Annotated in this window: 5 protein-coding genes; all 5 read left to right on the forward strand. The window is 35.6% G+C overall.

Annotated features, from left to right (window positions below):
* The first annotated feature begins 143 nt into the window (after positions 1-143).
* The 5 genes from AFK68_RS19825 to AFK68_RS19845 all read left to right on the forward strand — a co-directional run bounded on the left by AFK68_RS19825 (position 144) and on the right by AFK68_RS19845 (position 7,840).
* Positions 144-1,946: a fatty acyl-AMP ligase gene (locus tag AFK68_RS19825; protein WP_246844209.1), complete on the forward strand. Its 1,803-nt coding sequence runs from the start codon at positions 144-146 to the stop codon at positions 1,944-1,946.
* Between the two features lie 46 nt (positions 1,947-1,992).
* Positions 1,993-3,798, forward strand: a complete 1,806-nt coding sequence (locus AFK68_RS19830) for an acyl-CoA dehydrogenase (protein ID WP_094673489.1) — start codon at positions 1,993-1,995, stop codon at positions 3,796-3,798.
* Positions 3,767-4,147, forward strand: coding sequence for an acyl carrier protein (locus AFK68_RS19835; RefSeq protein ID WP_094673490.1), 381 nt, complete (start codon positions 3,767-3,769; stop codon positions 4,145-4,147). Before AFK68_RS19830 ends, AFK68_RS19835 begins: the two co-directional genes overlap by 32 nt.
* Before the next feature lie 652 nt (positions 4,148-4,799).
* Complete coding sequence (locus AFK68_RS19840) at positions 4,800-6,263, forward strand: MBOAT family protein (protein WP_094673491.1); 1,464 nt, start codon at positions 4,800-4,802, stop codon at positions 6,261-6,263.
* A 347-nt stretch (positions 6,264-6,610) separates the two neighbouring features.
* Entirely contained in the window at positions 6,611-7,840 is a 1,230-nt protein-coding gene (locus tag AFK68_RS19845; RefSeq protein ID WP_094674430.1) for an NAD(P)/FAD-dependent oxidoreductase, read from the forward strand.
* Positions 7,841-7,887: the final 47 nt, after the last annotated feature.

The raw sequence follows: 7,887 nt of genomic DNA on the forward strand, positions 1-7,887 counted from the left end.
ATAAGTAAATGTTACTAAAATTACATTTTATCAGGTGTATTACCCAGGACAAATAATTAAATAAAGTTTCTAGTCCAATCTAGACAACAAACTATATCTTAATAAAAGTGAGCCAATGCCTCTCCCATTAAATGAGTGAGACAGTGAAATATTCTACCCTAATAGACCTACTTAAAACTTTATCAGCAGAACAACCAGAAAAACTAGCATACACTTTCTTGGTTGACGGAAAAAAAGAAGGAGAAAGCTTGACCTATGCTTCACTAGAGCGTCGAGTACGAGCTATTGCAGCATTGCTACAAAAACATCAAGTCAAAGGAGAAAGAAGCTTACTACTCTATCCACAAGGATTAGAAGCAATAGCAGCTTTTTGTGGTTGTCTATATTCTGGAGTCATAGCTATTCCTGTGCCACCTCCAGAAGCAGGTCGTCTTAAACGTACCTTACCTAGACTAAGAGCTATAGTTCAAGATGCTCAAGCTTCCATAGTTCTAACAACTGGTACCATAATTTCTCTTGTAGAAGAAGTAGCAGATGAGTTTCCCGAATTCGAGACAATGCGCTGGATAGATACTGAATCTGTTGACCTAGAGTTAGCTAAAGAATGGGTAGACCCTGAAATTACTAGCGATACTCTAGCATATTTACAGTATACTTCCGGTTCAACATCGACTCCAAAAGGGGTAATGCTTACCCATAAAAACTTGCTTCATCACTTGGGGTATCTACAGAGAGCTTGTGGGTACACGCCCGAAAGTATAACAGTAACCTGGATGCCTTTCTTTCACGATTATGGATTAGTGGAAGGAATGATGGAGCCTTTATTCAATGGGACTCCATGTTACATTATGTCCCCATTCTCATTTGTCAAGCAACCGCTCCGTTGGCTGCAAGCTCTTTCAAATTACAAAGCTACTCACAGTCAGGGACCTAACTTTGCCTATGACCTTTGTGTTCGGCGAGTTAAACCAAAACAACTATCTACATTAGACCTGAGTAATTGGGAAGCAGCAGGTAATGCAGCAGAACCTATTAATCCTAAAGTTATGGAGAGTTTCTACGAAACTTTCTCAGGTACTGGTTTTCGTTGGAATGCTTTTGCTCCATGTTATGGATTAGCAGAAGATACCCTCCTGGTATCAGCTAAACCAAAACTTACAGATCCTGTACTTTGTACTATAGATGCAACTGCTTTAGTAGAAGAAAAGAAAATTGTAGAAGTTTCTCACAATGAAACAGGGGTAAGAGCTTATCCATCTTGTGGTCGCTTAGTTTGTGAAACTCAGGTCGCTATTGTTAATCCAGAAACTTTCACAAAATGTGCAACTGATGAAGTAGGAGAAATTTGGGTATTAGACCCTAGTGTGGCTCAAGGATACTGGGAACGTCCGGAAGCAACTAAAGAAACATTCCAAGCTTATATAAAAGACAGTGGAGAAGGTCCATTTTTGCGGACTGGAGACCTAGGTTTTCTGAAAGATGGGGAACTATATATTACTGGGCGGATCAAGGATTTGATCATTATCCGAGGTACAAATCACTACCCCCAAGATATAGAGTGGACAGTACAACAAGTTCATCCCGCTCTCCGTCCAGACTATGGCGCAGCATTTTCAATTGAAGTTAAGGGTGATGAACATCTAGTAATTGTTCAAGAGGTGGAGCGTCGCACCCAAGATTTGGATACTGAGAAAGTAATTAATGACATCCGCCAGGTTGTCTCTGAGGACCATGAGCTACAAGTTTATGCTGTAGTTTTAGGTAAACCAGGAAATATTCTCAAGACCGCCAGTGGCAAGATTCAACGTCGTGCCTGTCGCTCAAACTTTTTGGCAGGAACACTAGATGTAATAGCTGACTGGAGTGAAAATCCTCAACTAACCTCTAAGTATCGCCAGTTACAAGAAGAAGTTGAGTCATTGGCATCTCAAGTGAAAAATAGCTAGTGGGACGAATGCCATTCGCCCCTACAAAAAAATCAGGAAATTTAGCATGGATAAACTAAAGCAATATTGGGTAGCTGAAGAACTAGAACGTGCTCTTGGCGATCCAGAAAATCCAGACAGTAAAATGTCTTTTAAAAGAGTAATTGAGATTGATGAGAGTGAAGAATTTCCCCATGAGGAAATTGCATGGCTCTATAACTGGAAACTACAACATTACTATGTGCCTGTGAATTGTGGTGGAGAGTTTACTTCTTTTGAAGAGTTTGTAGCTTTTGTTCGAGTTTTGTGTCGGCGCGACCAAACAATAGGAATTGCTTTTACTACTTTGTTTTGGTCTTTTATTACCTGGATGGCTGGTACAGATGAGCAAAAACAAAGGTTAGCAACTTATATTAAAGATGAACATGGAGCAATGTGTCTCGGTTACTCAGAAAAGGAACATGGTGCTGACCTAGTTGGTGGAGATTTAACGGCCACAAAAGTTCCAGGAGGTTATCTACTAAATGGAGAAAAGTGGCCTATAAATCGGGCAACTATTTCAGGAGTATCTTATATATTAGCAAAGACAGATAAAGAAGATGGCGGGGCTAGAAGTCTATCTTTATTTATGGTAGAAAAAAGCCGACTCGATCCAGCAAATTACTACAATTTACCGAAAATTCTTACCCACGGAATTCGAGCTTCTGATATGAGTGGGATAGGTTTTAAAGATTGCTTTGTTCCTGAAGATATGTTGATCAAAGGGGAAGGAGCTGGTCTAGAAGTAGCTCTGAAAGGATTTCAAATTACTCGAACTTTATGTGCAGCTTTTTCTCATGGTGCTGCTGATACGGCTTTAAGAACTACGTTAAAGTTTGCAATTAATCGGGTCATTTATAATAAGACAGTATTTGACATTCCTCAACCTAGAAAAATTCTTCTAGACGCATTTTTAGACCTATTGATTTGTGATTGTGAAACTATTGGGGCAGCAAGAGGATTTCATGTTATTCCCGAACAATTTAGTGTTTGGGCAGCAGTGGTGAAATATTTTGTCACTGTTCAGTTAGAAACAATGATTAATAATATTTCATCAGTGTTAGGTTCTCGTTTTTATATGCGAGAAGAACATGATTTTGGAATGTTCCAAAAAGTGCTGAGAGATAATTCAATTATTAGTGTGTTTGATGGTAGTACAACTGTTAATTTGCACGCTCTAATGTTGCAGTTCCGTCAGTTAACAAAACATCGTTCTCGACGGAATTCTGCTAAGATGGAAAAAATTAAATCTCGTCTGGAAATAATTTATTCCTTAGAGAAACAATTGCCTACTTTGGAACCAGAAAAATTAGAAATTTCAGGGCGGGGCGCTGATGATACTTTACAAGGATTAGAAATTGCATTAGAACAGTTAAAAGGTTTAAAAAATGCTAATATAGAACCATTAGTTCTAGAGCAAATTACGACCCTAACTGAATGTATCCTTGAAGAAGTAAATGCTCATGATCAACAAATTGCTAATTCAGCATTTGAGTTCGGTCACGACCAGTCACCAGAACTATTTGATATAACTAAAAAATATTGTGCTTTACACGCTGCTACTGCGTGTGTACAAATGTGGATTTATAACCGAGAATTACTAGGAGACTTCTTTGCTAGTGGTGAATGGTTAGTTTTAAGTCTAAATCGTCTACTACAACCTTTTGGGCATTCACAAAAAGTAGACCAATCCTACCAGGAAAAAGTCACTCAAGAAATGCTCAAACTTTATAAAGAAAATAAAGCTTTTTCTATTGTTCCTTTTCAATTAGCAAAAACTCAAAAACAGGAGAATATAACAAATGCAACAACTTCAGAACTCCAGCACGCTTAATGAAAATTCCCCAGTAGAAATTCTGCAAAACTGGATTAGGGAGAGACTAGCAGAACAACTTACTATTGATAAAAACACTATTGAGTTTGCAGATCCTCTAACTCGTCATGGTTTAGATTCTATTGATGCAGTAACTCTAGTGGGTGAATTAGAAGATGAATTAGATTTAGAATTACCTTCTACTTTGTTCTGGGATTATCCGACAATTGAGAAATCAGCTCAATATCTAGTGTCTGAATTTGATATTTCAGAAGCATTAGAAAATCTGGAATTTTCTGAAGAAGTAACAGAAAAAGAAGAAGAACCTGCTGCAAAATCTGGTAAAGGTTGGGGCGGTTTTTGGAAATAAGTAAGTGGTTCTTTATTAATGGATAATGGATAATTGATAATTACCTCTTTAAAAATTGATAATGAATNGCTCAATATCTAGTGTCTGAATTTGATATTTCAGAAGCATTAGAAAATCTGGAATTTTCTGAAGAAGTAACAGAAAAAGAAGAAGAACCTGCTGCAAAATCTGGTAAAGGTTGGGGCGGTTTTTGGAAATAAGTAAGTGGTTCTTTATTAATGGATAATGGATAATTGATAATTACCTCTTTAAAAATTGATAATGAATAGTGGATAATGAAAAATATCTGTAATTATCAATGATTAATTATTATGAGAGGCTTTAAACCTTTCGGGATTAATTATCAATTATCCATTGGTAAAAACACTTAGTAGCACATAGACATCTCCAAGAAATAAAAGAATTTCCCTGAAAAGTTAGTATAACTTCTAGGACGCCGTAATTTCTGAAGATATTTAAGAGAAAAAGTCTTAATCATACCTGTAAAATTGAGTATAGATTAAGACTTTTTCTTGATAAAATGAGAAACAAACTGTAGTTACTAGAAAAAATTTGTCCTGGTAACTTGAAATTAATTTAACAGATAAACAAATGGCTCAGACCCTAAGTAATTGGGATAAGTTGCTATCTAGAGAGAGGAGGAAATAGTTAATTGAATTTTTCTGATTTTTCCTTCTGGTGGGTACTACTGATTTTTAGTGTGCCTTTCTTTAGTATTCGTGCTATAGGAAAAAATTTAAACCTATGGCGAGATTATTTTGATACCATCGGTTTGATGGTATTGTCTCTAACATTATTTTTAAATGCTAATGTAAAAAGTTTTGCTGTATTTATATTTGAAGTGATTTTCAACTACATAATGGTACAACTAATGTTCCAAAGACGTGGTTGGGAGTCAAGGGCGATCGCTACTTTTTTAATAGTTTTTGATGTAGCTGTATTAGCATACTTTAAATATCTCACATTTTTTGTAGAAGATGTAGTTGGTTTAGTAATAGCAATTCCGAATAATTGGCAACAAAGTTTTCCTTTACCTGTATATAAGACTATTCCACCAGGTATTTCTTTTTATACTTTCCAGATGGTGGCATTTGTTGTAGATTCTTTTACAGCAAAAAGTAAAAAGAAAAAGCAGATTAATTTTGTAGATTACGTTAACTTTATTGCATTTTTCCCTCAGATTGTAGCAGGTCCAATTGAAAGACGCAAACAATTATTACCTCAAATAGAATCTTTCCGGTTCAAATTTACAGCGGAAAATTTTGATATAGGTTTACGCTGGTTGTCTCTAGGTTTATTTATGAAATTTGTTCTAGCAGATAACATTACTCCATATATCGACCTGCAAGAAACGGCAAATGCTTGGTTGGTTTGGTTTCATGCTTTCTTGTTTACTTTAAGAATATATTTTGACTTTGGTGGATACAGCTTTATGGCTGTTGGTATAGCTAAAGTTGTTGGAGTAAAATTAGAACTTAACTTTCTTGCGCCATATACCTCTGTAAGTATTCAAGAATTTTGGCGACGTTGGCACATTACTTTGAGTAACTGGTTTAGGGACTATGTTTTTATTCCCTTGATGGGTGCGAATAAACAGTGGGCAGCATTCTATTTATTTATAACTTTTACTCTTTCAGGTTTTTGGCATGGTGCAGCCTGGAATTTTATTTTATGGGGAGCTTACCACGGCGCTCTATTATTGGTACTCAGATATGCAGGTAGATCGTTTCAGAGATTTGTGGGGAGATGGACTGCCAAAACTGAGTTTATATCCTGGGCCTTGACATTAATATCGGTAACTCTAGGTTGTTTATTTTTCATGGAAACCAATATTAGTAGGTTGGGTGTTAAATTACAAACTTTAGTTACGCCATGGGCATATTCATTCTCTGGAGTTATTGATGCCTTTAGTTCTTATAGTATAAATGAGGCTTATGCTTTAGCTTTTACTATGTTTCTAGCAATGGGGGCATTATTTTTAGAACATTTGGCAATCTGGCAAAAACGAGAGGAGTATGAAATATTATTGTCTCCTTGGGTATCCAGAACTTTGTTAGGTTTAACTATTTTATTAGGAGCGACTGTTCCTTCTGCATTTATTTACTTCGAGTTTTAGTTGGATTACAGTTAGTAATAGAATTGGAAAAATCTCTGAGTTTGGAGTTTTAAATTTAAGAATATTTTTTCTGAGAAGATTATCTAAATAAATACCTATTAAGGAAAAAAGACTAAAGCTTCCTTGAGTTGATACTATTAGGATTTGTTGTGAGGTTAGTTGGAAAAAATAGGGAAACAAGAAATAATATTTATCAACATTAAAAACTGTGGAAACTGGAGAAAGTTCTCAAGCTGAAAAACAAAGTAATAAAGTCACAAGAATTTGCATANACTATTAGGATTTGTTGTGAGGTTAGTTGGAAAAAATAGGGAAACAAGAAATAATATTTATCAACATTAAAAACTGTGGAAACTGGAGAAAGTTCTCAAGCTGAAAAACAAAGTAATAAAGTCACAAGAATTTGCATATTGGGAGGCGGTTTTGGAGGTCTTTATACAGCTTTGTATCTACATAGTTGTTGGGGATTTAAAAATAAAAATTGCGAAGTTACATTAATAGATCCGCAAGATCATATTGTATTTACTCCGTTACTTTATGAGGTAATTACAGGTGAACTTGAACCTTGGGAAATATTTCCTCGTTTTCCTAAACTTCTGAAAAATAAAACAGTAGGGTTTTGCCAAGATACGGTTCAAGATATTGACTTTAAGGCTCGTAAAGTTAAACTTTTAGAACAAGGAAATTTGACTTATGACTACTTAGTTATTTCTGTGGGTGTAACTAATGGAAAATTACCAACTGGTGCAGAAGAAAATGTTTTGACATTCCGAACTTTAGCTGATACTCAAATCCTGGAACAAAAACTACAAAGTTTGGAAAATTCTAATAAAGAATTAATTCGAGTAGCTATTGTGGGTGGAGGTCCGAGTGGAGTAGAGTTGGCAGGAAAAATAGCAGATAGATTGGGAATAAGAGGAGAAATACGTTTAATAGAAAGAGGAAAAGAAATTCTGAAAAGCTTTACTTCAGCTACTCGTAAAAATGCTCAACGTGCTTTAGATAAAAGAAACGTTTTAATCAGTTTAGAGACAAGTGTTAATGCTATTGAAGCTGACAAAATTACTTTATGGCAGTCTAATGAAAGTGCTATTATTCCGACAGATTTTGTTCTGTGGACGGCAGGTACTCAAGTTAGAGAGTGGGTGAAAAATTTGGATTGTTCTCACAATTCTAGAGGTCAACTTATTTGTGAGCCAACTTTACAATTAGTTGATTATCCAGAAGTATTTGCTCTGGGAGATGTGGCAGAAATTTCATATCCTAATGGGAAAAAACTTCCAGCTACAGCTCAAGTTGCTTATCAACAAGCAAGTCAAGCAGCTAAAAATTTGTGGGGAATTTTAAATAATAAACGTCCCAGAAATTTTCGTTATTTACACTTAGGAGAAATGATTACTTTGGGAAAAAATGCCGCTGCTGTTACAAGTTTTGGTATTAGTTTGCATGGTTGGTTAGCTGCTTTTGTGAGACTTGGTGTTTATGTGCAACGTTTACCTACTCTTTCTCATGGTTTTCAAGTTTTATCTAATAGAATAAAAATTTGGTTTGCTAAAAGAATAAATAGAGGGAAGTAATACCATTTATTGAAAACTTTTCTACATATTCTTGGGTAGGGGAGTGG

Source organism: Hydrocoleum sp. CS-953, assembly GCF_002260545.1.
Lineage (GTDB): Bacteria > Cyanobacteriota > Cyanobacteriia > Cyanobacteriales > Microcoleaceae > Trichodesmium.